This window comes from Acinetobacter sedimenti, from assembly GCF_022601685.1.
GTDB lineage: Bacteria > Pseudomonadota > Gammaproteobacteria > Pseudomonadales > Moraxellaceae > Acinetobacter > Acinetobacter sedimenti.
Genome location: NZ_JAKUML010000010.1, coordinates 48,125 through 71,821, shown reverse-complemented (window position 1 = coordinate 71,821; position 23,697 = coordinate 48,125). Strand labels below are relative to the sequence as shown.

Here is a 23,697-nt window from a genome sequence, read left to right as displayed (position 1 = left end):
GAGTTGTAGGAATTAATTTGATTCGTTTTATTTATAGCGTTTTGCGCCCATATTTATGAGCGCAAAGATTTCACAGTTTATTCAATTGACGCTTTAATCTTTTCTGCCAAAGCTTTGATTTTCTCTTGATCACCCATTGTACTTGCATGTTTACCAAGCTGATGCACTGACGATGGAATTAAGTGGAAGTGAATGTGTGGCACAGTCTGACCTGCTTCTTCACCAGAGAGTTGCATGAGTACAATCCCTTTATGATCTAATGCTTTTTCTATGGCTCTTGCGACTTTTTGTACAATTTGAATTGTATATGCTGCGTCTTCAGGATTGAGGTCAAGTAAGGTGATAGCAGGGGATTTTGGAATCACCAAAGTGTGCCCATCTGCTTGCGGCATGATGTCCATAAAGGCAAGGGTTTTCTCATCTTCATAGACTTTGATGGCAGGGATTTCACCACGGAGAATTTTTGCAAAAATATTTTGATCGTCATATGCCATGATGCATTAGTCCTTGTTCAGTTGTTCTTAAAAATATGAATTGCTAACAGTGTATCGTAAAAAAAGCCGAATGAAATGCTCATTCGACTTTCTTTTTGACGAGTTTAACTAACTTAGACTGGGACTCAGAAACTGCAACTCAGATTACAAATCTTTTTTAGGGCAATTCAGCTCTTTTTCTTTCTCTTCGATTTGCGCTAAACGTTTTGCTTCAGGTCCGCTGAATTTTGGCTTTTTGGTATGACAGTCACTATTACCATATTTCTTTTTGGCGTCTTCATCTTTGAAGCAATAGCCGTGTGCTGCGTGGATTAAGGCTTTTTGTTGTTGTAATTTGTCGCATTGTGCATCGGCTGCATATGCGCTACCAAAGCCTGCGAGAACAAGACTAGAGATGGCGATACTTTTCAAGACCATGCTTTTTATAGCGATGCGTTTTAAGCTAAGTTTCATGATATGTATTCCTCTTTTGTATTCGCTGAGTACATGTGTTGAGTATAAAACATATATGGTGTCCATGTGAATATGTTTCAATTTATTTCGAATGATTAAAGTTGTACAAGTGTAAATTAAGGCAAACATTCATGCGAATATCATCATGTTTTCTTCACATTTTTGTCAAATTCAGCCTTTTAAACGTCATTCAATTTTAATATTTGTCCAGCTTTCATAGAGCTTGACTGCACTAGAAAAGTCACTTTCAGCATCACTGGTTAAGTTCGCCGTTTGAATAAGGTTTTGGGTGAGGCTCAGCAAAGGTGTAGGGAGTTTGGCTTGTTGTGCTAAAGATATGGCGATTCCTGTATCTTTTGCGAGTAAAGGCAGGGCAAAGGTCAGCGGAAATTCACGGTTTAAAATACGCTGAGGTAAGACCATTTCCGTCACTGCGCTTTTACCACTGGAAGCATTAATACATTCGAGTGCATTGTTTAGATCAACACCATTGGCTTTGAGCGTGGTGAAGCCTTCTGCGGTTGCCCAGAGGTTGGCTGCGAGGAGCATATTATTGACTGCTTTGACCGCAAAACCTGCACCTGAGTCACCCACATGTTTGATCAATCCACCAAAGGGTTCAATTGCAGAATAAGCTTGCTCAAAAGCTTTGGTATCACCACCAATCATGACGGTTAATGTGCCTTTTTCCGCACCGATGGTTTGACCTGATACAGGCGCATCAAGAAAATAAGCACCGTGTTCTTGCAGAAACTTCGCCATTTTTACCGCAGATTCAGGCACGCCACTGGTACAATCGACCCAAATTGCACCTGATTTGGGAGGATATTGCGTAATGATCGCTTCTACTTCGACACTGGTCGGTAAGCAGGAGAAAATAATGTCTGCTTGTGTTGCGGTTTCAATATCGACGGCTTGTGTGCTGTATTCTGAGGCATGTTGTTCGGCTTTGGCGAAATTACGATTCCAAACTAAAACTTGTTCGAATGACTTCGGCAAATGTGAAGCCATACGATAACCCATTGCACCTAAACCGATGAACGCAATAGAAATAGACATCATAGCTCCTGAATCTAATAACGATATTCAAATGAAGCACTTAATCTATCACGCTGAGGCGAATGCGCAAAACGGAGATATATGACTTTTTATTAATGTTCTAAGGATTTGTTTGAATAGAAGACATTTGCATAATTTGACAAGATTTTCGCATCAAAGCTGTGCATAATATAAAATTGCTGTTTTTTGTGCTGTTCTGAATATCAATTCAAACTGTCATGTGAAAGAATTACAGTGTCAAGGTAATAGTCGGATCGTTACGTTGTATCTCGTTTGTATAGCGTATCTAGGCTAGAGGTTTTAAGAATAATAGGATTGTTCATGAGTGTAGCGACTGGTCAATATGCGCATCGTGTCATTAGTACCATTTTCCTCGTATCATTTGGTATTTATTTGTTTTTGGCGACGGTGACATATACACCTTTTGATCCGGGTTGGATGCGTGTGTCGAGTGATACACAGCAGGTCAGTAATGCCAGTGGCGTAGCGGGAGCTTGGCTTGCCGATATGTTGTATGGCTTATTTGGCTGGGCGGCATTGCTGTTGCCTGTGTTTTTGATTATTGAAGCGATCCAAGTGTGGTGGCCTCGTAGCTATTTAACACGACCATTTCGCTATGCGGCACAATTCTTCATCATTTTGACCACTGCGACCTTGTTGTATTTCTTTTGGCAAGTGCCTACAGATTCTTTAGTCAACGCTTCGGGTGGTATTATTGGCTATGAAGTTGGGCGTAGTTTATCTAGTTTGGTGGGTTTGTATTTTTCAATTTTCTTTTTAGTGGTGTTTGTATTTGCCTTATGGACTTTAGCCTTTAAAATTGAATGGTTGAAAACAGGGCAACTCATTAAGAATATTCCTGATTATCTGAATGATTTATTCTATAAAAATGTACCTACGGATTCTGAAGACTTTGATCTGAGTCTAGGTAAGCAGTCTACATCGAGCACTGCAACCAATTCATCACATGCGAAATCTAAGGTACAGCCTTTAGATGAGTTTGAAGAACACCACGCAGTTCGAAATGATGATGATCAAAGTTTCTTACATCAACAATTTCAGGATGAGATACAGCACGATCTTGTAGAACATCAATTAGAAAAAAAGATCGCCACGCAACCGAATGCGCATTCATTTGATGATGCGTTTGCCTCGAGTTCTAACTATGATAATTCGCAAATTCAAAAACCGATCCCAAATGATACGTATCACAATGATCCATCGCATGATGAAATTAGTCAGTTGATTGCAGAAGCAGATCGTCATTTGAGTGAGCAACACGCTCGACCAAATTCAGCAGATTTTTCACACGCTTCATCTCAACAATCACAACAACAAAAGTCAGTATTAGACTGGAGTGATGATGAGGTTTTTGATGAGCTTCTTGCTGCTGTACCTGATGCACAACAACATCATCAAGCTACTGCGAAACATGCCATATTTGATCAAAAGCCTGTTGAAGAATCAGACTTAGATGCAGAGCAACGTGCTTATTTGAATGATAGCTTTTCGCAAGCGGTGCAAAATCATGAGCAACTTGTGCAAAATGAGCAGAAAGATTTACATCATTTAAATAAAGAAGAATTCATCGAAGCTTGGCAAGAAACAGCAGGTAAGCCAAAAGAAGAGCAAAGTGATGATTTTTGGGATGATTTGGATGCACCTTTAACTGATGCGTCAGGTCGTCCTGTGTCTGCTGCCATGCAAGTAGTTGAGAAACGTAAGCATTTATCCAAACTCCCTGAGATGGAATTGCTCGACAAAGTTGATCCGAATAAAAAGGTCAATTTCACCAAAGAACAATTAGATCGCTTGTCTGAATTGCTAGAAATCAAACTGCAAGATTTTAATGTTAAAGCAACTGTGGTGGAAGCACAGCCCGGTCCTGTGGTAACACGATTCTTACTTGATCTTGCACCGGGTGTAAAAGCTTCGAAAGTTACTAATATTTCACGAGATTTGGCGCGTTCTATGTCTATGGCATCGGTACGTGTGGTCGAAGTGATTCCGGGTAAACCGTATATTGGTATTGAGATTCCAAATAGTGCACGTGAAATGGTACGTTTGGTCGAGCTTTTGGAAACGCCAACTTATCGTGATCCAAGTGGTTTGATCAGCATGGCGATGGGTAAAGATATTTCAGGTAATCCTGTATTGACCGATCTTGCCAAAGCACCACATATGCTCGTCGCAGGGACAACAGGTTCAGGTAAATCTGTGGCAGTAAATGCCATGATTCTGTCGATGCTCCTCAAATATACACCTGATCAATTACGTTTAATTTTGATTGATCCGAAACAGCTTGAACTAGCCAACTATAATGATATTCCTCATTTGCTCACACCCGTCGTTACCGATATGAAAGATGCGGTCAGTGCGCTCAACTGGTGTGTGAATGAGATGGAACGACGTTATAAGCTAATGTCGTTCATGAAGATTCGTAAAATCACCGACTACAATCGCAAAGTCGAAGAGGCGTTAATTAGTGGTGAAGATTTGATTGATCCAACGTGGAAGCCAAGTGATTCTGCAACACAAGAACGTGCACCAAGATTAACACCGCTACCAATGATCGTCATCGTTGCCGATGAGTTTGCGGACATGATCATGCAAGTCGGTAAAAAAGCTGAGGAAATGATCACACGCCTTGCGCAGAAATCACGTGCAGCAGGGATTCACTTATTACTTGCGACACAGCGTCCGTCGGTTGATGTCATCACAGGTTTGATCAAAGCCAATATTCCGACTCGTGTCGCACTTCGTGTAAATAGTAAGATTGACTCTCGAACGATTCTCGATGCAGGCGGTGCAGAGGATTTGCTTGGTCATGGTGATATGCTGTTCTTAGGACCTGGGAAAATTGAGCCTGAACGTGTGCATGGTGCGTTTATCAGTGATGATGAAGTGAATCGCATCTGTGACGCATGGCGTGAACGTGGCTCACCTAATTATGTCGATGAAATCCTGACACCATACGATGAAGAAGGTGGTTCTGCGGGTGGTTATGACTCGGGCGAAGGTTCGGCGGATCGTGATGCACTTTATGATGAATGTGTATCCTTCGTACTTGAGTCACGCAAAGTTTCTGTGTCGTCATTACAACGTAAGTTCAGTTTGGGTTATAACCGTGCTGCACGTATTGTTGATCAAATGGAAGAAAATGGTCTAGTTAGCCCAATGGGTGCCAATGGTAAGCGTGATATTTTAGTTTGATATGACAGTCTGATCTTTTAGTCTAATTGGGCTTAATTTAACGGTCTAAATGATAGAGAATAGTTTTGTCATTTAGACCGTTTTGTTTTTACGATTTTTTATTTTATAGATGTGTTGAGGAAGCGATGTTTATTGCCTTAGCGACCTTAGTGTTTATTCACTTTTGCGCATTAATTACTCCTGGCCCTGATTTTTTTTAGTTTCTCAGACGGCGATTAGTCGCTCTCGATGTGATAGCTTAATGGTCGTAGCAGGGATTACGCTGGGTGTGATGATTTGGGCGATGTTGGCATTATTGGGGTTAAATATTTTATTTGAGCAAGTACATTGGCTGAAAAGATTACTCTTTGTCGCAGGTGGGATTTATTTGTGTTGGCTCGGCTATCAGATGCTCCGTTCAGCATTTGCTCAGCAAGATGCGAATCGTACAATGCACATTCCAACTTTCCCTCAATCCGCTTGGCGTTTCTTTTTACAAGGTTTTTTGACGAATCTGCTAATCCAAAATCAGTGATCTATTTCGGTAGTGTATTTTCACTTTTCTTAAATAATCCTTTTTTGGATGATTTGCATGGCTTACTTTTTGTGATTGTAGCGGTTGAAACTTTTTTGTGGTTTTTTGCTGTGACTTTTATCTTCTCAATCCCTAAGTTTAAGCAAGCTTATGAAAAAGCACAGCAATGGATTGATGGTTTTTCTGGTGGTATTTTTACCGCATTCGGCTTGTACCTCTTAGGTCAGAAGTAATTCAATGCTAAAAAAATTAAGGATTCCATAAAAAATGCGAGTAATCAAACTCGCATTTTTTTGAATAAGGACTTAGGCTCAATGCTACTTAATGACTTGGCTTGACGCGCCAGTAATAATGCACATAGCACAACAGCATAATCACGATACAACCAATAAAACTTGCACGCATACTTGGGTCAAAAGCCATACTCATGCCAGTGATCACACAGAAGATACCACCCAAGATCGGAACAATTGGATAAAGTGGCGCTGAAAATTTCAACTCTTGTCGAGTTTTACCTGCCTTGTACCACTCACGGCGGAAGTTGAATTGACTGATACAAATCGAAATCCACACAATGACCATCGTGAAAGCGGCGATGTTCAACAAATTTACAAAGATCGCTTCAGGTGCAAAAAACTCAGACAACAATCCCGGCAGAGCACCCATCATCGTTGCCATAATGGCGATCAACGGTGTACCTGAACGTGAAAGTTTTGAGAAGACTTTTGGTAATTTATTTTGATCGGATAATGACCATAGCATGCGTGATGCAGCATAAAGCCCTGAGTTGGCAGCTGAAAGCAATGCCGTGATGATGACAAAGCGAATAATATCTTCTGCATAAGGAATACCGATGCGTGAAAATACGCTGACAAATGGACTATGACTTAGTCCATGCGCACTATCGACAGCAGTGGCTTGATACGGCAACAGGGCGCTAATAATGACAATCGTCCCAACAAAGAAAATTAATAATCGCCAAATCGCCGCATTGATCGCCCTAGGAATATTCTTTTCAGGATTTTCTGTTTCACCTGCAGCAACACCGATCAACTCTGTGCCTGAGAATGCAAAATTCACCACGAGCATGGTTGCAAAGATTGGCCCTAAGCCTTCAGGAAACCAGCCATGTGCAGTTAGATTACTAAATAGTGGTGCAGTATCGTAGCCTTGCATTGGCAAAATACCAAAGATCGCCAAACATCCCAGCAGAATAAAGACGATGACTGTGACAACTTTGACGATTGCCAGCCAAAACTCAGATTCTGCAAAGAAACGTGTTGAGCTGACATTCAAAATAAAGACCGTCGCCGCAAAAATAATCGTCCAAATCCACATCGACACATGTGGAAACCATTCCTGCATGAGTAGTGCAGCAGCAGTAAACTCCGTTCCTAGTGTGACAGTCCACGTCAGCCAATACATCCACGTGATCATGTAGCCTGTGGCTGGATTGATATAACGATCTGCATAGGCACCAAATGAACCTGCCACTGGCATATGTACAGCAAGCTCACCTAAGCACAACATGACCATATAAGCGATCAAACCACCAAGCGCATAAGCGATGATTGCGCCGATAGCGCCAGTCTGGGAAATCACTTCACCAGACCCTAAAAATAAGCCTGTACCAATCGCACCGCCTAGTGAGAGCATCACCAAATGACGTCGTTGCATGGCACGTTTTAATTGTGGAGTAGCTGTATTCGACATTTATGATTCAAACGAAAAAGGAATCTATTGTAGGTGCAGTTTTATTAAGAATAAAGTTTTGACTGCAATTCACTGGGAAAATTTGCCGAAATTGACAGTGTATGGATCAATTTTCGGCAAAAAAACATTATTTGAATTATGATGAAAAAAATTTTTAAATTTCTTGTTGCTGAGCAGGCGTATATTGAATCGCATTATTCATTAAGTGACAGAATAATTCGGCAGTTTTCTGGGTGTCGTATAATGCAGAATGTGCTTCTTTACCATCAAACTCAATCCCAGCCTGAATACATGCACGTGCCAAAACAGTTTGCCCAAATGCAGCAGCACTGAGCGATACCGTATCAAAAACAGAAAAACTATGAAATGGATTTTGATTCTTCGTACTTGTGCGAGCAATTGCAGCTTGTAAAAAACCCAAATCAAAATGCGCATTGTGACCGACAAGCACGCAGTGCGTACATTGCTGTTCTCGGCGAATAGTATTTAATGATTTAAAAATACGTTTTAATGCGTCACGTTCATCTTCTGCCATTGCCATTCGCATCGGATTGAACGGATCAATTCCAGTGAAATCCAGCGAGCGACGATCAAGATTTGCGCCTACAAAAGGATTGATATGTGCTTGAAAAGCTTCGCCTTGCGTAAATTGTCCATGTTCATCATAGACAATTGGAATACAGGCAATTTCTAAGAGTGCATCAGTCTGTGCATTAAAACCTGCTGTTTCTACATCGACAACAACTGGTAGAAACCCACGAAAACGCTGTCCAATCAGAGGGATTTCATTGCTAGATTTGCTATTGGTAGCTTCGTTTTGACTTTGTACAGCTTGATTTTCATTACTCATTTTAACTTCCCCCCGAAACAACAGACCAGTCTATCGTCTGTCCTGCATGGAGCGGGATGATGTCATCGTTTGGCAAATAATCCATACGCTCAGCAATGGTTTGTGGTTTACGCACTAAAGTGATGGTATCAGTATTGCGAGCTAGACCATAGAAGTCTGCGCCAAAGTGACTTGCAAAACCTTCAAGTTTTTCAATTTTACCCATTTGATCAAAGGCTTGGGCATATAGCTCAATCGCATATGGCGCACTATAACAACCTGCACAGCCACACGCATTTTCTTTTTTGCTTTGCGCATGTGGTGCAGAATCTGTGCCTAAGAAAAATTTTGGATTGCCACTGGTTGCCACTTCAAGCAAGGTGGTTTGGTGACTTTGACGTTTTAAAATTGGTAAGCAATAGAAATGCGGTTTCACGCCACCGACCAATAAATCATTACGATTAAACAATAAATGCTGTGGTGTGATCGTTGCTGCGACATTACGACCTTGTTCTAAGACAAAGTTGGCTGCATCAGCTGTGGTAATGTGTTCAAGTACCATTTTTAAGTTTGGGAATTGACGTAATAAAGGGGTCAATACTTCATCGAGAAAGCGTTTTTCACGATCAAAAATATCGACGTGATTGTGTGTCACTTCACCATGAAGTAAAAGCGGTACTTGGTGTTCTTCAAGCTGCTCAATAACATGATAGACCTTGCGAATATCACTGACACCACTGTCGGAGTTTGTTGTCGCACCCGCAGGATAGAGTTTAATCGCATTGACTTCATTTGAAGCTTTAATCTTTGCTACTTCATCAGGTACGGTATGATCGGTGAAATACAGCACCATCCGTGGATCGAAATTCACACCTTCAGGCACATGCGCCATGATACGTTCACGATATGCTTGCGCTTCGCTCACTGTTTTTACTGGTGGCACCAAATTTGGCATACAAATCACACGATTAAACTGACGGGCGAGGTCAGGTACTGTTCGTTTCAACGATTCACCATCACGAAGATGTGCGTGCCAATCATCAGGTTGTAAAATAGTGATGCTATCCAAGACGTTCATACCACAAATGAAATTGCGCACATGATAAAGCAAAATCCTTAAATTTCCTAAGTGTATTGTGCGAAAAGTTTGCAGTTATTTCGGCTATTTCTTGTTAGACTGAAAACAAGTTTTATGAATATTTTGATTGAAAAAATGGCGACACTTACAGAAATATTGGCGTGGTGCGAGCAGACTTTACAGGTTTCGCAGTTTAAAGATTATTGCCCAAACGGTTTGCAAATCGAAGGCAAAGCTGAAGTGCAAACTTTGGTAAGTAGTGTTACGGCTTCTCAAGTGGCGATTGAGCAAGCACTGGACTTAAAAGCTGATGCGCTCTTGGTACATCATGGTTATTTTTGGAAAGGCGAACCTAGCCCTTTGACAGGAATTAAGGGCAAACGCATCAAACAACTGATGCAAGCGGATGTGTCTTTAATTGCTTATCATCTACCACTCGATGCACACCCAACGCTGGGTAATAATGCAGCTTTGGCAGAATTATTAGGTATTCACATCACAGGTGCTTTGGATAGTTCAGAGCGTTTCCCAATCGGGAATGTCGGTGAACTAGAAACGGCATTGACTCCTGATCAATTTAATCAGCGAATTATCGACGTGTTAGAGCAACAGCCGATTCATATTGCATCAGGCAAATCGACTATTCAAAAAGTTGGCTTTTGTACAGGCGGTGCGCAAGATTTCCTATATAAAGCAGCGGCTTTAGACTGTGATGCCTATATTTCGGGTGAGGTGAGTGAGCGTACTTATCATGAAGCTTTGGAATATGATGTAGATTATTTCGCTGCGGGTCATCATGCCACGGAGCGTTATGGTGTACAACGACTAGCAGAAGCATTAGTTAAGCAATTTCAATTGACGCATCATTATTATATTGAATTGCCGAATCCAATTTAAACTTAACTAAAAGTCATCTCAAAGTAATGTTGATGAAATTTCTTTGTCATTACACTGTTGGTTTTGATTTTAGCAAAATCATTATTGATGAAAGCGAATGAAAAACAAGGTATGCTAAGCAGGCTTACTTAAGGATCACCCATGTATCAGGTACTTGCACGCAAATATCGTCCACAAAATTTTAGTCAATTGGTGGGACAAAGCCATGTTTCTAGAGCATTAAGCAGTGCTTTGTCACGAGGGCGTTTGCATCATGCCTATCTGTTTACTGGGACTCGTGGCGTAGGTAAAACGACCATTGCGCGGATTTTGGCAAAGTGTCTAAACTGTGAAACGGGTGTAACCGCAACGCCTTGTGAGCAATGTAATGTTTGCAAATCGGTCAATGCAGGGCGCTTTATTGATCTGATCGAGATTGATGCCGCGTCACGGACTCGTGTTGAAGATACTCGAGAATTGCTTGAAAATGTACCTTATGCACCGACGCAAGGTCGATACAAAGTCTACCTGATCGATGAAGTGCATATGCTGTCCACGCATAGCTTTAACGCATTATTAAAAACCTTAGAAGAACCGCCTGAACACGTTAAATTTTTATTTGCGACCACCGATCCGCAGAAGTTACCAATTACGGTGATTTCTCGCTGTTTGCAATTTACTTTACGACCGCTCGCCAAAGATGAAATTTTTCACCATCTTGATCAAATTCTAAATACGGAACAGATCGAACATGAGTCCGATGCGCTGTGGCAACTCGCCGAGTCTGCTCAAGGCTCGCTCCGTGATGCTTTGTCTTTGACCGATCAAGCGATTGCCTATGGTCAAGGTCAGGTGGCAACGCAAGATGTGATCGACATGCTGGGCTTGATTGATCAAACTTTAGTCTTTGATTTATTAGATGCGATTCATCAAAATCAAAAAGGTGTTGTAGCGCAGTTGGTGCAACATATGCGTCAGCAAGCGATTGATGTCCAACATGTGTTAGAGCAACTGATTTCAATCCTACATGAATTGGCGGTGATACAAATTTTGGGCGATGTGAATAATGCACAGACTGCACAAAATGCCGATTATAAAATAAAGTTGGCAAAGCAAATCCAAGCGCAAGATTTGCAGTTATATTATCAAATCGCTGTGCAAGGGCGATCTGATTTGAGCCTTGCTTTGACACCAGAGCAAGGCTTTGAAATGTGCATCATGCGACTATTGGCATTTCGTCCATTGTCCGTTAATGAAGTGATTCAGCCAACAATTGATGAAAATACTGACGTCAATAAAGTTACAAATTCAACTGTTCAGCATAGTGTAGAAAATTCAAAAATTGAACAAAATTTAAATCAGAAAATTACTGAAACTTCTCAAGTCAACGAACATATTTCAGAACAGATTACAGATCAAAATAATGATTTTGATCATGAACAGCACATTGAATCAACAAATGAAAATGTGGAATTAGAAAACCAAAAATTAGTGAATAATGAATTACAAAATCAACAATTAGCAAATCATGACGTTGAATTAACGCAGACGCAGGATATTGAATCTTCTACTGATACTACGCAAAGTGAAGCAGAATTAAATCTTAAGGCGCAAACCGAAATTTCATCTGAAACAGGTGTTGAAGAACCGATTCAGCAGAACGAAACAGCGCAAGAATTAATACACGCTCAAGAAATTCAACAGGAAGAATTAGAACCTGAATTAGTTCAAGCAGAACCAATTCAACAAGATGATTTTCAAGAAGAAATAGATACCCAAGAAACGGTTGATCAAGCAGTTATTCAAGAACAGACCATTTCACAGAAAGAAGAAGTTGTTGTTTTAAATCCAATCGAAACACTGAATGTTGATGATCCACGCACCTTATTACAACCTCAAGTGCAAACTTTAGAAGGTGAGTGGGATGTGGCGAAATGGGATTATTGGATTCGTCAGTCGGCATTGTCACCCGCAGTAAAAGAGTTGGCGCAACGTGGTGTGATGCAAGGTGAGATTGCAGGCAAAAGTACGCTACATATCGAAGCCAACTACTTAAATATGTTGCAGAATTTTTTGCCTGATTTAAAAGATGCTTTAACAGCTTTAAATCTAAATATGCAGCTAGAACTGAGCGATACAGTGCTTGATTCACATAGTCCGATTCAGTTACAACAACAGCGTAAGCAAAATGCCTATGATGTGGCAGAACAGAAGATTCGTTCGCAAAATGTGGTGAAACAGTTGCAAGCACAATTTCAAGCGGAATTGGTTGATTTAAAATTAAAAACCTAAGCTACCATCTTTAAATTCGCTCTTCAAAAATGGAGGTAACTTTTTAGTGTGTAAAAAGTTAACGCTGAAATAAAACCCATCATGCAAAATTTCAGCGTATAATGCCGAAGTTTTATTGATGTGACTTCCGTTTGTTGCGCATCATTAATAAATCATTCTGAATTTTCTCGATTTAATTCAAAGGACAAGACCTTTATTGGTCGCAAAAGCACTCAATTATGACCCGTGGATTTGACCAATTACAGCTACACCCAAAACTCAAACGTGCAATTGATGCGTTGGGTTACACCCATATGACGCCGATTCAAGACAAGGTACTTCAATATACTTTGGGTGGACACGATGCGATTGGTCGAGCACAAACTGGTACGGGTAAAACTGCGGCATTTTTAATCAGCATTATCAATGATTTACTCAATAATCCGATTGAACAAGATCGCTTTCGTGGTGAACCTCGTGCTTTAATTCTTGCGCCGACTCGTGAGCTTGCTTTGCAGATCGAAAGTGATGCCAAAGAACTCACCAAATTTACTGATTTGCATATCGTCACTTTGCTTGGTGGTGTGGATTTTGATGTACAGAAAAAGCGTCTTGATCAAAATTTTGTAGATATCATGGTGGCAACGCCAGGTCGTTTGATCGATTTCGTTGAACAAAAAGAAGTGTGGCTCGATCAGATCGAATTTTTGGTGATTGATGAAGCCGATCGAATGCTCGATATGGGCTTTATTCCTGCAGTGAAAAAAATCGTGCGTTATTCTCCGCCAAAAGATTGCCGCCAAACCTTATTTTTCTCTGCGACCTTTAATATTGATGTGTTGAATCTAGCACATCGCTGGCTATTTGAGCCGATCACCGTTGAGATCGAACCTGAAAACAAAACCAATGCCGACGTAGAACAACGTGTCTATATGGTGTCGAATTCGGACAAATATCGTTTACTCGAAGATGTTTTAGCAAATGAGCCAATCGAAAAAGTGATGATCTTTGCTAATCGTCGTGATCAAGTGCGCCGTCTATTCGATCGTCTGAAAAAAGATGGTTACAAGGTTGGCATGCTCTCTGGTGAGATTTCACAAGATAAACGCACCAAGATGTTGGATAATTTTAAGAAAGGTAATATCAATATCATGATTGCGACTGATGTTGCAGGGCGTGGGATTCATGTTGATGGCGTGTCGCATGTGGTGAATTTCACTTTGCCTGAGCAGTCGGATGATTATGTACATCGCATTGGACGGACAGGTCGAGCAGGCGAGCAAGGTGTAAGTATCAGCTTCTTATCGGAGGATGATGCCTTTAACTTGCCGAATATTGAAAAAGCCATTGGGCAGAAGTTGCCACTGACACGGCTTGATGGGTATTGTTAATATCTATTTGATGGTTTTTAAAAAAAGCGTATTGAAATCAATACGCTTTTCTTTTTATAAAGTTTTTAGCCAACCCAAACATGAGAATCAAGTCAATTAAGACTTACAATAAAAATCTAGTGTCACTTGATAGTCAGTATCTTGGCTGATGTTGACATTTTTACCTATTAAGACACCTGCAATCGTACCTGCCTGATTGATCATTTTCCCAGTTTTTTCATCGACGACACCGTTGTATTGCACAGCTTCGTTGGTTACGACTGGCGATGTGCCACGGCTACAGGTTTTTTGTGCGGCTTTGACTGCGTTGTTTTGTGCAGTGAGTTTATCTTTACCAATGCCTGTGATTTGATATTGATTATTTTCTTTTTGCATTGCAAGTGTTGTGGTTTCAGTGCTTTGACAGCCAACGAGTGCTACGATAGATAGCACACTTGCGCCAACGACCCATTTGCGTGAATGCGTTTTTACTAAATTTTGCATATGCAATACCTCATTTTTTAAAATTCATTGATTTACATCATTATGCCGTTTGCTTTACTTGCTCATGTATGAAAAATGATGATGAATCAGTAGATTGCTGTAAGTAGATCTCCATTATTTTTTAGAGCATCAAAGTGTTATATCACAGTTAAAAAGTGCAGTCTTAAAGCGTAGTTAATCATAATAACATTCTCGTTTTTTCGAGAATTTTTCTAACTGTTGTAAAAATCCTGCGAAGTATTCTTTATGCTTATCTTCACTGCGAAAGCCTGCATATAAAGTACGACGCAAGCCGTTGTCTGATACAAAGGCAAAACGGCGACTTGTCACCCAGCCTTTTTGCTCATATTCATTGACCACCCAATCAGGTAGAGCAGATATTCCCCGACCACTTGCGACTAATTGGATCAGCATTTGCGTGAGTTCGGTGGTGCGAATTTGCTTTGGTTGAACATTCGCAGGGATAAATATATGCGCCATGATGTCCAAACGATGTTTATCGACAGGATAGGTGATTAAGGTTTCTTCGCTCAAATCCTGTAGCGTGATGTCAGCCTTACGTGCTAAAGGATGTGTATGCGCCAAGACGAGCCGAGATTCATATTCAAATATGGGGAAATACTCAATGCCTTTCAATGCAATTGGATCAGCGGTGATGAGTAAGTCAAACTCACTATTTTGCAATAGCTCATGCGGATTCACCTCAAAAGCCGAAGCAAAGTCCAAATCCACATCGGGATAGTTCAGTCGATATTGATTGAGCAGTGGCATGAGCCAATCAAAACAACTATGACATTCGGAAGACAAAATAATTCGTCCAGTTTGCCCATGTACAATACGAGTAATATCAGATTGAGTGAGTTGTACTTGCGGTAAAATATCATCGGCAAGTTGAAGCAGTCGCAAACCAACGGTAGAGAATTGTAGGGGACGACTGCGCCGATTCACGATTTCTACATCGTACCAATGCTCAAGTTCTTTCAGCTGATGTGAAATCGCAGATGGTGTAAGGTTCAGCTCATTGGCTGCGGCAACCAATGAACCGTGATAGCGTAGAGCGCTAAGTGTGCGCAGATGACGAAGTTCTAGCATGATGAAAATTCAACAGATAAAATTTATATTTAATAATATTCATCTTAGCATAGATGCAGTGAATTGAATTCAATTAATGTTTCATTCAATGCTATTAAGGTTCAATTCTATCTAGATTCAATTTATGGAATGCGATAATGACCTGTAATTTTATATTGCAATAAAATATTTTCTTCCTGTGTACCACGTCCAATATTATGAATGATCAGCGGTACTTGCGTCGAAGATTTTCGATCTGACACGATACCGATGTGTACCAAACCACGACCTAAATCCCAAGTGACGATATCACCCGCTTTAAATAATGCGGTTTTGAAAGGGCTCTTCTGTACACTATAACCTTGACGCGTCATATATTTGGCGATATTTGGAACACGGCGATGATCAATATTACGATCGGTATTTTTTAATCCCCAAAGTTTTGGATAAGCATTAAAATTTCGCTTCATATCTTCATGAATGACTTTTTGCAGATCAATATTTTGCTTGCGTAAAGCACGAATCACGACATCAGTACAGACACCTTTTTGTATTGGCACATCGCCCATTGGATAGCTTAAACGTGTATAAGCAGGATCATAGGTTAGTGTTTGGCCAATTTGACTGCGAGCATCTTTAACCAACTGATTGGCAGAGATTGCATAGCTGAAAGTGCTTAAAATCAAACTCAAGCACGTCAGACTCAAAAATAGAATGTACCGAGGATAATTTTTAAATATTGTCATTACATTGTCTACACAGAGTGAATTTGTAGTTCTTTATTTATTTTATCAATATTAAGAAAATAGTCATAAACAGCTTTGTAGAGATTTACTTTAATCACTCGATAAAAAAACGCCACCAGTGTGACGTTTCATTTATTTCAATCAATGATATTAAAATCAATAGAACAAATTATTCAAGCTCAGCCATCACGTCATCGCTAAACTCAACATTGGTATAGACGTTCTGTACATCATCCAAATCTTCAAGCATATCAATCATTTTTATGATTTTTTTCGCTTGATCAATGTCGGTGATTTCAGCTTTAGTCGAAGGATTCATCACGACTTCAGCGTTGTCAGACTTTAAGCCTGCTTCTGTCAAAGCATCTTGTACTGTACCAAATGTTTCAGGTGTCGTGATGACGAGGATGCCATCTTCAGACACTTCGATGTCTTCTGCGCCTGCCTCTAAAGCCACATCCATGATTTGATCTTCAAGCGATACATCTTCAAAGCTGATCTCACCACGCTTGGTAAATAAGAAAGATACAGAGCCATTCGTCCCCAAATTACCGTCTGTTTTGGAGAAGCAGTGGCGTACATCAGGTACAGTACGGTTTAGATTGTCTGTCATGGTTTCGACAATCACCGCAACACCACCAACGCCATAACCTTCGTAGGTCACTTCTTTTAAGTCGTCATTGTCTTCGCCACCTGCACCACGTTGAATGGCCCGGTTAATCACATCACGTGTCATATTGACAGAGAGGGCTTTTTCCACCACAGCACGCAGACGAGGGTTGCTTGCAGCGTCACCACCGCCAAGCTTTGCAGCAGTGACAATCTCACGAATATATTTGGTAAATACCTTACCACGGCTTGCATCTTGTTTTGCTTTACGATGCTTGATATTTGCCCATTTTGAATGACCCGCCATGTGAAAAGTACTCCGACGTTAAATCAATTACTGAATAAAAATGTTGAATAAAAAAATGTGGCGAAATCTTAGCATAGCGCAGGATTTTTTGAAAATAGCACGGTGCGCTTTTTATCGTTAGAACTGCGACTGCTCGTATTGAAAAAAGTTGTATAGAAGTTTTGTAGTGAAAATTGTGTGGTTCAACACTGCATGCTATAAATTGCTGAGAACAAGTGGAAAAATTTCAGATGGAGCAATCTTGTGATCGACTTATATTATTGGGGCACGCCAAATGGACATAAAATTTCCATTGCTTTGGAAGAAATGAAACTGGCTTATAAAATTTATCCAATCAACATCCTCTCCAATGATCAGTTTGATCCTGACTATTTAAAAATTTCCCCTAACAATAAAATTCCAGCGATTGTTGATCACGATACCTTTGATGGTCAGCCGATCTCAATCTTCGAATCGGGTGCGATTTTGCAATATTTAGGGCGGAAAACAGGGCTGTTTTATCCGCAAAATGAACGTAAACGGATTCAAGTGGAACAATGGTTGATGTGGCAAATGGGTGGTTTTGGTCCGATGCTTGGGCAAAATCATCACTTTTCTAAGTTTGCACCTGAACGACTTGAATACCCAACCAAGCGTTATCAAGCAGAAACCAAACGCTTGTATGGTGTGTTAAATACACATTTGCAAAATCGTGCATTCGTGGCAGGACAAGGTCAAGGTGAGTATTCGATTGCAGATATGGCGATCTTTCCGTGGATGTTGACTCATGAATGGCAAAATATTGATCTCAATGATTTTGTAAATGTGAAAAGTTATTTTGAACGTATCTACGCACGAGAAGCAGTGCAAAAAGCATTAGCCATTTCTGTATGACGGATTACATTGAAAAGCATTGCTATGACAATTAAAGTGTTTTCCTAGATGGTTTATAAAAGCCAAAATTTATAAAAGAGAAAAATGATGAATACGATTAAAACGACTAATGCGTTGACTGTCGCTACATTAAGTACGGTACTGATCCTTTCGGCGTGTAGTAAGCCTAGTGAATATGCGAGTGGCGATGCGGTTTCAGAGTCAGCAGCTTCGGCGGTATCCGCTACGGACATGAACCGAGAAAATATAGAGAATCCTGAGCAACTGGTTTCCGATACACAACAACAGCTCGAACAATCACGACAATTGGTGAAGTCGGCGACGGTACGTTTTGAAGTAGAGAATATTCAAAGCACTACAGCGAAAATTGAACAACAACTCGCAAGCCACAAAGGCTATATCGAAGCAAGAGAGCTACGATATGAAGTGAATGATTATCGTCGTAAAAATCATAACGATGGTACAGTGACCATTTTTGAGAAGATTGTCCCAACCACAAGTATTACGGTACGTGTACCAAATGCCGAAGTCGCAAACTTTTTAAATGCCTTGCCTGCGATGATGAAATATTTTGATGCACAGTCATATGAGGCAAAACGCTATCAATTAAAGCTTTTAGAACAACGTCTAAATACAGCAGATCGTACTAATAACGTATCAGAACAAACTGATCAACAATTACAACAACTGACTGAATCAGAAGCAAAAGATCGCTTGCAATACAGCACGATCCATCTGACTTATTTCCAAATGCCTGAACTACGTCAACGTCAAGATATGAATCTCGATGAGGTGGTGGCAACGCATCAAGATGCTTTCCATCATCGGATTTGGTATGCCTTACAAGATGGGTTTGAAATGTTTAAAGCGCTCATTCTGTGGTTATTTTATATTTGGCCTGCGTATGTGGTGCTATTGGTGTTTTATTTTGTTTTTCGAGTGATTCGAGCGAAAAAACAAAAGGCGAATATTTAATTCGCCAGTGTTCTTTTGAAGTTTAATTTGAGAATTAACTTCAGATTTAAAACAGTGCGGATTACTCAATCCGCACATCTATCCCAAGTTCTGCATAATGTTGTTTGATTTTGATCAAATCACTGTGTAAATTAGTCGGATAAATCTTGGCGAATAGACCGCCTTTCTTGGTTTTGGCATGTGCGTAGATCAATACAATCGGTACATTGGCTGCTTTGGCAATATGCCAAAATCCTGTACGAATCGGTTTGCGTTCTACGCCATTTTTCGCACGAGTCGCTTCTGGTGCGATGACTAAAGTAAACTTTTCATGTTGCGCAAAGACATCGACCATTTGACCGACGACATCTTTATTGTTACTGCGATCGACTGGAATGCCACCAAGCTTCGTCATGATCGGTTTCATGGGACCACGAAACCAATCTTGTTTGATTAAGCCATATGCTTTGAGATCAAGAATCCCAAAAATCGAGTAGGCGAGTATCGCATCTAAGTTTGATGTATGTTCAAAGCCGATGATCACTTGTTTATCTTCAAGTAGACTTTCATCGACTTGATACTGCCATCCTGCAAGTTTAAAGATCGTTTTTCCAATCCATTTTTTCATTGATGTACACAATACAAAGTAGAATTCGTGAATATTATCATGTGCCTAATGTGTATTAAGCAATGTGATAAAGTGACAAAAACGCAGAAATCATTGATTTAGCTGCGCAGTTGTCAAGCGATAAGTGTTACTTCAATTTCTCAAAAATAAAGTCATTAATCACATGACCTTCTTCCAGCCCACGACGTTCAAACTTGGTCATTGGTCGCCAATCTGGGCGAGGGAAAGCATTACCTTCACCTGCAAGATTTTTCAGACGTTCACGGCTTGAAAGCACTTCAAGCATCCACGCCGCATAATGTTCCCAGTCGGTTGCAGAATGAAAAGTCCCGCCAATTTCTAATTTTTCTTCCACCAATGCCATACGTTTTGGTACGACAAAACGACGTTTGTAATGACGTTTCTTTTGCCACGGATCAGGGAAATACAGTTGGATGCAGTTGATGCTATTGTCAGGCATTGCCGTTAAAATTTTAATTGCATCGCCATCTATGACACGTAGATTGTCAATTTCTGCAAGCCCTGCCTCATAGACACACTGCGCAATCCCAGGCACATGTACTTCGATGCCGACATAGTTACGTTCAGGATTGGCTTTCGCCATCTCTACCAGCGAGCGCCCCATACCAAAGCCAATTTCCACAGTTAAAGGGCGTTCAGGATGAGCAAAGGCAAGACGCAGATCACCAGATTGTAACGCTTCAGCATGTTGATCAAGAATTAAATGCTGATAATCTTCGAGTGCTGTACGCTGTGAGGTATTCAGCGGTGAAGAGCGACGCATAAACGTCACAATTTCACGATGCTCAGTCAATTCATCAAGATTTTTGATGGCAGCGATTTGCTCACGAATTTCTAGCACATTTTGTGGTGTGTTGGAAACAGGTGGCGCACTTTGCGGGATAAGTGGTGAGGTATTTTGATCTGACATGGAAAAGATGCGCTAATGACAAACGATAAAGTGGGCGCTATTCTAAAAGTATCTGCTCGTTTGTGCAAATGTAGAGAAATCATCGTAAAATGGCGTATTCAACATTAATCGGTTATTTCATCGTTATTTTTATAAAAATCTAAAAAACCGATTGTATTGATAAAATCATTCTGTTTTACCAATCATCAAAAACAGCATAATATAGCCTCATTGAAAAGTTTTAACCCTATACATTTTAGACATTTGGAGAGTTTGACGATGTTAGAGCAAAACATTAAAGCACAATTAAAAACTTATTTAGAGCGTTTGGAATCACCGATTGAAATTATTGCTTCACTCGATGAATCGAATAATGCGACCAAAATCAAAGAGCTCGTGACTGAGATTGCTGAGCTGTCAGATCAAGTGACCGCACGCTTTGATGGTACACATACACGTCGGCCGAGTTTTGCCATTGCCAAAGTCGGTGAGCAACCACGTGTGCACTTTGCTGGTTTGCCGATGGGTCATGAGTTTACTTCATTGATCTTGGCATTATTGCAAGTCTCAGGTTATGCGCCAAAAGTGTCTGATGAAGTTTTAAATCAAATCAAAGGTTTAAATTTATCAGGTGACTTTGATGTGTTCGTATCATTAAGCTGTCACAACTGTCCAGATGTCGTGCAGGCGTTGAATTTGATTGCAATCTACAATCCAAATGCAACAGCAACCATGATCGACGGTGCATTCTTCCAAGATGAAGTTGAACAACGCAAAATCATGGCTGTACCAATGGTATTCAAAGGCGAAGAACAATTTGGTCAAGGTCGTATGACGTTGGAAGAGATCGTCGCAAAATTGGATACCGACTCTGCCAGTAAAGACGCAGAGAAGATCAATGCTAAAGAGGCTTTTGATGTGTTGGTGATCGGTGGTGGTCCTGCAGGCGCAACAGCGGCGATCTACGCAGCACGTAAAGGCATTGCGACAGGGATCGTGTCTGAACGCTTCGGTGGTCAGGTCATGGATACCATGGACATTGAAAACTTTACGTCAGTACAAAAAACCCAAGGGCCGAAATTCGCAGCCGATATCGAAGCACACGTCAAAGACTATGATGTCGATATCATGAATTTGCAAAAAGTTAGCAAAATTACAGGTGCCGATCAAACCACTTATGGCATGGTTGAAGTTGAGCTTGAAAATGGCGCAAAACTGGAATCAAAAACCGTGATCTTGGCGACAGGTGCACGTTGGAGAAAGATGGGTGTACCTGGTGAAAATGAGTATGCGACTCGTGGCGTGGCGTACTGCCCACACTGTGATGGCCCATTGTTCAAAGGTAAACGTGTTGCGGTGATTGGTGGTGGTAACTCTGGTGTGGAAGCTGCGATTGACCTTGCAGGAATTGTTGAGCATGTGACCTTGATCGAGTTTGATACCAAACTCCGTGCTGATCAAGTCTTGCAAAATAAGCTCAATAGCTTGCCAAATACCGAAGTCATTTTGAATGCGCTGAGTACAGAAGTGATCGGTGATGGGCAACAAGTGACGGCTTTGAAATACCAAGATCGTGCTACAGATCAAGAGCATACCGTGGAGCTTGCAGGTATTTTTGTACAGATCGGCTTGTTGCCAAATACTGACTTCTTAAAAGACAGTGCGGTCGAGCTTAGCCCGCGTGGTGAGATCGTGGTCAATGACCGTAACGAAACCAATGTGCAAGGTGTATTTGCCGCAGGGGACTGTACTACGGTGCCGTATAAGCAAATCATCATTGCGACTGGTGAAGGTGCTAAAGCGTCACTCAGCGCCTTTGACTATATGATTCGTTCAGGGCAGTAATATTGCACTGAGTGTTTGGTAAAAAGTAATTCAAAAATAAAACCCAAAATCATGGTAATGGTTTTGGGTTTTTACTATGTATGCTTTTACAAACAAAACTTTAGCAAAACTCGAGAATTAAGCAACAAAAAAGACATATGCAAGCATATGTCTTTTTTGTCAATCATTTAGGAATAAATAAATTATTCAGAAACGATTGTTACTAAAATTTCAGAAGTCACATCGTGGTGCAATTGAACTGCGATGTGGAACTCACCAGTGTGGCGAAGTGCGCCATTTGGCAAGCGAATTTCAGTACGATCTACTTCAAGACCAGCAGCTGTCAAAGCATCTGCGATATCACGCGTTCCGATAGAACCGAAGAGTTTACCTTCATCACCAGCTTTCGCAGTGATCACGATATTTACTTCGTTCAATTGGTCAGCACGAGCTTGAGCAGTAGCCAATACTTCAGCTTCTTGCTTTTCAAGTTCCGCACGACGTGCTTCAAATGCAGCTGTATTTGCTTCAGTTGCAGCAACAGCTTTACCTTGAGGAATCAAAAAGTTACGACCGTAACCAGCTTTTACTGATACTTTGTCGCCAAGCTTCCCAAGGTTAACAATACGTTGTAATAAGATAACGTCCACAGATCACCTCACTTATGGTTGTCAGTGTATGGAATCAATGACAAGTAGCGAGCTTGCTTGATCGCAAGAGCCAATTGACGTTGATAACGAGCACGAGTACCAGTGATACGGCTAGGAACAATCTTGCCGTTTTCAGTGATGTACTGTTTTAGAGTATCGATATCTTTATAGTCGATGTATGTAACGTTCTCAGCTGTGAAGCGGCAGAACTTACGACGACGGTAAAAACGTGCCATGTGTGTTCTCCTTATCCTTCAACAGATTCGTCTTGATGAGACGGCTGATTGTCTTCACGTTGCGCTTTACGAGCACGTTTTTCTTCAGCACTCTTAGCAAGCAAAGATTCTTCAGTGATTGCTTCATCACGACGGATGATCAAGTTACGGATGATTGCATCGTTGTAACGGAACAATTCTTCTAATTCGTCAAGCGTAGTTTGACCACATTCAACATTCATCAAAATGTAGTGCGCTTTATGAATTTTGTTAATTGGGTAAGCCAATTGGCGACGGCCCCAATCTTCTAGACGGTGGATTTGACCACCAGCTTCTTTGATCTGTGCGATATAGCGTTCAACCATACCAACAACTTGATCGCTTTGATCTGGATGAACCAAGATCACGATTTCGTAGTGACGCATGTCAGCTCCTTACGGTTTAAACAGCCCCTAATCCGTTCAAAAGAATTTTTAAAACGCTTAGAAGCAAGGAGTCATAACTTTCAAACATTGTGTTTGACATGTTATGTCGCA

22 protein-coding genes and 1 pseudogene are annotated in these 23,697 nt (G+C 40.8%); 8 read left to right on the top strand and 15 right to left on the bottom strand.

Annotation, left to right across the window (positions count from 1 at the left end; translation table 11 throughout):
• Positions 1 to 77: 77 nt before the first annotated feature.
• The 3 genes from MKI79_RS07650 to MKI79_RS07640 all read right to left on the bottom strand — a co-directional run bounded on the left by MKI79_RS07650 (position 78) and on the right by MKI79_RS07640 (position 2,006).
• A complete protein-coding gene (locus tag MKI79_RS07650) occupies positions 78 to 494 on the bottom strand; it encodes an HIT family protein (protein WP_241571649.1) in 417 nt (138 codons plus the stop codon).
• A 144-nt stretch (positions 495 to 638) separates the two neighbouring features.
• Positions 639 to 911: a YARHG domain-containing protein gene (locus MKI79_RS07645; protein WP_241571765.1), complete on the bottom strand. Its 273-nt coding sequence runs from the start codon at positions 909 to 911 to the stop codon at positions 639 to 641.
• A gap of 222 nt (positions 912 to 1,133) precedes the next feature.
• On the bottom strand, positions 1,134 to 2,006 hold the full coding sequence (locus MKI79_RS07640) for an NAD(P)-dependent oxidoreductase (protein ID WP_241571647.1): 873 nt from the start codon (positions 2,004 to 2,006) through the stop codon (positions 1,134 to 1,136).
• 321 nt (positions 2,007 to 2,327) lie between these two features.
• Here MKI79_RS07640 and MKI79_RS07635 point away from each other — a divergent pair, with 321 nt between their 5' ends.
• Together MKI79_RS07635 and MKI79_RS07630 are read left to right on the top strand one after the other, a co-directional pair.
• Entirely contained in the window at positions 2,328 to 5,219 is a 2,892-nt protein-coding gene (locus MKI79_RS07635; RefSeq protein ID WP_241571645.1) for a DNA translocase FtsK, read from the top strand.
• 125 nt (positions 5,220 to 5,344) lie between these two features.
• Positions 5,345 to 5,966: pseudogene (locus MKI79_RS07630) on the top strand (LysE family transporter).
• Positions 5,967 to 6,054: 88 nt separating this feature from the next.
• Here the strand turns inward: MKI79_RS07630 and MKI79_RS07625 are convergent.
• The 3 genes from MKI79_RS07625 to pyrC all read right to left on the bottom strand — a co-directional run bounded on the left by MKI79_RS07625 (position 6,055) and on the right by pyrC (position 9,344).
• Positions 6,055 to 7,446, bottom strand: a complete 1,392-nt coding sequence (locus MKI79_RS07625) for an amino acid permease (protein ID WP_241571641.1) — start codon at positions 7,444 to 7,446, stop codon at positions 6,055 to 6,057.
• A 154-nt stretch (positions 7,447 to 7,600) separates the two neighbouring features.
• Positions 7,601 to 8,296: a ribonuclease T gene (rnt, locus tag MKI79_RS07620; protein ID WP_241571638.1), complete on the bottom strand. Its 696-nt coding sequence runs from the start codon at positions 8,294 to 8,296 to the stop codon at positions 7,601 to 7,603.
• Between the two features lies 1 nt (position 8,297).
• Complete coding sequence (gene pyrC, locus MKI79_RS07615; protein ID WP_241571762.1) at positions 8,298 to 9,344, bottom strand: dihydroorotase; 1,047 nt, start codon at positions 9,342 to 9,344, stop codon at positions 8,298 to 8,300.
• Between the two features lie 144 nt (positions 9,345 to 9,488).
• On the opposite strand from pyrC, the gene MKI79_RS07610 reads away from it, so the two are divergent.
• The 3 genes from MKI79_RS07610 to rhlB all read left to right on the top strand — a co-directional run bounded on the left by MKI79_RS07610 (position 9,489) and on the right by rhlB (position 13,891).
• On the top strand, positions 9,489 to 10,250 hold the full coding sequence (locus MKI79_RS07610) for a Nif3-like dinuclear metal center hexameric protein (protein ID WP_241571759.1): 762 nt from the start codon (positions 9,489 to 9,491) through the stop codon (positions 10,248 to 10,250).
• 141 nt (positions 10,251 to 10,391) lie between these two features.
• Positions 10,392 to 12,521 (top strand): DNA polymerase III subunit gamma/tau, encoded by a 2,130-nt coding sequence (gene dnaX / locus MKI79_RS07605; RefSeq protein WP_241571635.1) that lies wholly within the window; start codon positions 10,392 to 10,394, stop codon positions 12,519 to 12,521.
• A 218-nt stretch (positions 12,522 to 12,739) separates the two neighbouring features.
• Positions 12,740 to 13,891 (top strand): ATP-dependent RNA helicase RhlB, encoded by a 1,152-nt coding sequence (gene rhlB / locus MKI79_RS07600; RefSeq protein ID WP_241571633.1) that lies wholly within the window; start codon positions 12,740 to 12,742, stop codon positions 13,889 to 13,891.
• A gap of 96 nt (positions 13,892 to 13,987) precedes the next feature.
• On the opposite strand, the gene MKI79_RS07595 is transcribed toward rhlB, so the two are convergent.
• The 4 genes from MKI79_RS07595 to MKI79_RS07580 all read right to left on the bottom strand — a co-directional run bounded on the left by MKI79_RS07595 (position 13,988) and on the right by MKI79_RS07580 (position 17,107).
• Positions 13,988 to 14,374, bottom strand: a complete 387-nt coding sequence (locus tag MKI79_RS07595; protein ID WP_241571629.1) for a hypothetical protein — start codon at positions 14,372 to 14,374, stop codon at positions 13,988 to 13,990.
• A gap of 174 nt (positions 14,375 to 14,548) precedes the next feature.
• Complete coding sequence (locus MKI79_RS07590) at positions 14,549 to 15,466, bottom strand: LysR family transcriptional regulator (protein WP_241571625.1); 918 nt, start codon at positions 15,464 to 15,466, stop codon at positions 14,549 to 14,551.
• A gap of 122 nt (positions 15,467 to 15,588) precedes the next feature.
• Entirely contained in the window at positions 15,589 to 16,191 is a 603-nt protein-coding gene (locus tag MKI79_RS07585; RefSeq protein WP_241571621.1) for a DUF1287 domain-containing protein, read from the bottom strand.
• Positions 16,192 to 16,360: 169 nt separating this feature from the next.
• Positions 16,361 to 17,107 carry a YebC/PmpR family DNA-binding transcriptional regulator gene (locus tag MKI79_RS07580; protein ID WP_241571618.1) on the bottom strand — a complete coding sequence of 249 codons (747 nt, stop codon included), beginning with the start codon at positions 17,105 to 17,107 and terminating at the stop codon, positions 16,361 to 16,363.
• Positions 17,108 to 17,350: 243 nt separating this feature from the next.
• Here MKI79_RS07580 and MKI79_RS07575 point away from each other — a divergent pair, with 243 nt between their 5' ends.
• Complete coding sequence (locus tag MKI79_RS07575) at positions 17,351 to 17,980, top strand: glutathione S-transferase N-terminal domain-containing protein (protein WP_241571616.1); 630 nt, start codon at positions 17,351 to 17,353, stop codon at positions 17,978 to 17,980.
• 87 nt (positions 17,981 to 18,067) lie between these two features.
• The gene (locus MKI79_RS07570) at positions 18,068 to 18,955 is read left to right on the top strand and encodes a DUF4349 domain-containing protein (RefSeq protein ID WP_241571612.1); all 888 of its coding nucleotides are present in this window, start codon (positions 18,068 to 18,070) and stop codon (positions 18,953 to 18,955) included.
• A gap of 61 nt (positions 18,956 to 19,016) precedes the next feature.
• Here MKI79_RS07570 and MKI79_RS07565 read toward each other — a convergent pair whose 3' ends face one another.
• Positions 19,017 to 19,562 (bottom strand): 1-acyl-sn-glycerol-3-phosphate acyltransferase, encoded by a 546-nt coding sequence (locus tag MKI79_RS07565; RefSeq protein ID WP_241571608.1) that lies wholly within the window; start codon positions 19,560 to 19,562, stop codon positions 19,017 to 19,019.
• Positions 19,563 to 19,689: 127 nt separating this feature from the next.
• Complete coding sequence (trmB, locus tag MKI79_RS07560) at positions 19,690 to 20,493, bottom strand: tRNA (guanosine(46)-N7)-methyltransferase TrmB (RefSeq protein ID WP_241571604.1); 804 nt, start codon at positions 20,491 to 20,493, stop codon at positions 19,690 to 19,692.
• Between the two features lie 258 nt (positions 20,494 to 20,751).
• Between trmB and ahpF the strand changes: the two genes are divergently transcribed.
• Positions 20,752 to 22,317, top strand: a complete 1,566-nt coding sequence (ahpF, locus tag MKI79_RS07555; protein ID WP_241571603.1) for an alkyl hydroperoxide reductase subunit F — start codon at positions 20,752 to 20,754, stop codon at positions 22,315 to 22,317.
• 182 nt (positions 22,318 to 22,499) lie between these two features.
• Here the strand turns inward: ahpF and rplI are convergent, their stop codons facing one another.
• The 3 genes from rplI to rpsF are packed head-to-tail and all read right to left on the bottom strand — an operon-like array spanning position 22,500 to position 23,586.
• Positions 22,500 to 22,946 (bottom strand): 50S ribosomal protein L9, encoded by a 447-nt coding sequence (rplI, locus tag MKI79_RS07550; protein ID WP_241571601.1) that lies wholly within the window; start codon positions 22,944 to 22,946, stop codon positions 22,500 to 22,502.
• Between the two features lie 8 nt (positions 22,947 to 22,954).
• Positions 22,955 to 23,182, bottom strand: coding sequence for a 30S ribosomal protein S18 (rpsR, locus tag MKI79_RS07545; RefSeq protein WP_092615240.1), 228 nt, complete (start codon positions 23,180 to 23,182; stop codon positions 22,955 to 22,957).
• A gap of 11 nt (positions 23,183 to 23,193) precedes the next feature.
• Positions 23,194 to 23,586: a 30S ribosomal protein S6 gene (rpsF, locus tag MKI79_RS07540; RefSeq protein ID WP_241571599.1), complete on the bottom strand. Its 393-nt coding sequence runs from the start codon at positions 23,584 to 23,586 to the stop codon at positions 23,194 to 23,196.
• Positions 23,587 to 23,697: the final 111 nt, after the last annotated feature.